Origin of the sequence: Stenotrophomonas sp. RS-48, assembly GCF_030053245.1 — a bacterium.
Taxonomy (GTDB): Bacteria; Pseudomonadota; Gammaproteobacteria; order Xanthomonadales; family Xanthomonadaceae; genus Stenotrophomonas; species Stenotrophomonas maltophilia_P.
The window spans coordinates 1-2,057 of the sequence record NZ_JASGBV010000155.1 but is presented as its reverse complement, the minus strand read 5'-3'; the positions used below and the strand labels follow the sequence as shown (position 1 = coordinate 2,057).

The 2,057-nt window shown below is 66.1% G+C and carries 4 protein-coding genes; all 4 read left to right on the top strand.

Annotation, left to right across the window (positions count from 1 at the left end; genetic code table 11):
- Positions 1-415: septum site-determining protein MinC (gene minC / locus QMZ25_RS19075; RefSeq protein ID WP_283220134.1), on the top strand; the 415-nt coding region annotated here is incomplete at its 5' end.
- Between the two features lie 37 nt (positions 416-452).
- Positions 453-1,262, top strand: a complete 810-nt coding sequence (gene minD / locus QMZ25_RS19070; RefSeq protein WP_053516174.1) for a septum site-determining protein MinD — start codon at positions 453-455, stop codon at positions 1,260-1,262.
- Positions 1,263-1,264: 2 nt separating this feature from the next.
- On the top strand, positions 1,265-1,525 hold the full coding sequence (gene minE / locus QMZ25_RS19065; protein ID WP_053516176.1) for a cell division topological specificity factor MinE: 261 nt from the start codon (positions 1,265-1,267) through the stop codon (positions 1,523-1,525).
- Between the two features lie 47 nt (positions 1,526-1,572).
- Entirely contained in the window at positions 1,573-2,052 is a 480-nt protein-coding gene (locus QMZ25_RS19060) for a hypothetical protein (protein WP_065182371.1), read from the top strand.
- Positions 2,053-2,057 lie beyond the last annotated feature (5 nt).

Genomic DNA, 2,057 nt, shown 5'->3' with positions numbered 1-2,057 from the left:
GCCGGAGCCGCGCCGCGCCGCCCGCGCGGAACCGAAGCCGGCCCCGGCCGCTCCGGTGGCCAGGGTGGCCGAGGGCTCGGCACCGCAACCGGGCCGCATGCAGCTCGGCAACGTACGTTCCGGCCAGCAGCTGTACGCGGAGAACTGCGACCTGACGGTCATGGCGACCGTCGGCGCCGGTGCCGAGGTCATCGCCGACGGCAGCATCCATATCTACGGCACCCTGCGCGGCCGCGCGCTGGCGGGTGCCCAGGGCAACACCGCGGCACGCATCTTCTGCCGTGATTTCCATGCGGAACTGGTGGCCATTGCCGGCCACTACAAGGTACTGGACGATGTCCCGGACAACCTGCGCGGCAAGGCCGTGCAGGTGTGGCTGGAACAGGACCAGGTCAAGATCGCTGCGCTGGACTGACGCAGCCCCAACATCATGCAGAACCAGGAGAAGTCCTTTGGCTGAAATCATCGTAGTCACCTCCGGCAAGGGCGGCGTCGGCAAGACCACTACCAGCGCGAGCCTGGCCTGCGGCCTGGCACGGCGCGGCAAGAAGGTGGCGGTGATCGACTTCGACGTCGGCCTGCGCAACCTCGACCTGATCATGGGCTGCGAACGCCGCGTGGTGTACGACTTCGTCAACGTCGTGCACGGCGAAGCCACCCTCAAGCAGGCCCTGATCAAGGACAAGCGCTTCGACAACCTGTACGTGCTGGCTGCCTCGCAGACCCGCGACAAGGACGCGCTGACCCAGGAGGGCGTGGGCAAGGTGCTGAAGGACCTGGCCGCCGACGGTTTCGACTTCGTGATCTGCGACTCCCCGGCCGGTATCGAGAAGGGTGCCTTCCTGGCGATGTACTTCGCCGACCGCGCGGTGGTGGTGGTGAACCCGGAAGTGTCCTCGGTGCGCGACTCTGACCGCATCATCGGCCTGCTGGATTCGAAGACACACAAGGCCGAATCCGGCCAGGACGTGCCGGCCTTCCTGCTGCTGACCCGCTACAGCCCGTCGCGCGTGGAAACCGGCGAGATGCTGAGCATCGTCGACGTGGAGGAAGTGCTGGGCCTGAAGGCGATCGGCGTGATCCCCGAATCGGGTGACGTGCTGAACGCCTCCAACAAGGGCGAGCCGGTGATCCTCGACGGCGAATCGATCGCTGGCCAGGCGTATGACGATGCGGTGAGCCGCATCCTGGGCGAGGAGCGGCCGATGCGCTTCACCACCGTGGAGAAGAAGGGCTTCTTCAGCAAGCTGTTCGGAGGGTAAGCATGGGCCTGTTTGATTTCCTCAAAGCGAAGAAGACCACCGCCGAAACCGCCAAGAACCGCCTGCAGATCATCATCGCGCAGGAGCGCAGCCATCGCGGTGGCCCGGACTACCTGCCGCTGCTGCAGCGCGAGCTGCTGGAAGTGATCAAGAAGTACGTCAACATCGACGTCGACGCGGTGAAGGTCGACCTGGTCAAGGATGGCCAGCACGACGTGCTGGACATCTCCGTGGCGCTGCCGGAAGGCCCGGAAAAGCCCTGACCCCCTGCCCCGCCCGTGCCTGCATGGGCGGGGCTGCACGATTCCGCATGACTGACACGACAACCGCCGTGGACATCACCTGCGTGGGCGATATCGCCTTCGCCGATGCACAGCGCCTGCTTGCCGCGCATGGGCTGGAGCTGCACCACGTCGCCGCCGGCGAGCCGATTCCCGGCAGCTACTGGGGCGAACCTGAAGCAGGCATCATCGCCAGCAACGTGTATGTGCGCGACGACACGCCCGTGCATTCGATGCTGCACGAGGCCTGCCATCTGATCGTGCTGCCGCCGGAGCGGCGCGCGCAGGTGCATACCGATGCCACTGATTCGGTCGCCGAGGAAGATGCCACGTGCTACCTGCAGATCGTGCTGGCCGCGCAGCTGCCCGGTGTCGGCAGCGCACGGCTGATGGCCGACATGGATGCGTGGGGGTATACGTACCGGTTGGGATCGACGAGAGCGTGGTTCGAGCAGGACGCCGAAGACGCGAAGGCGTGGTTGATCGAACGCGGGTTGCCAGTGGCGTAAGGCCG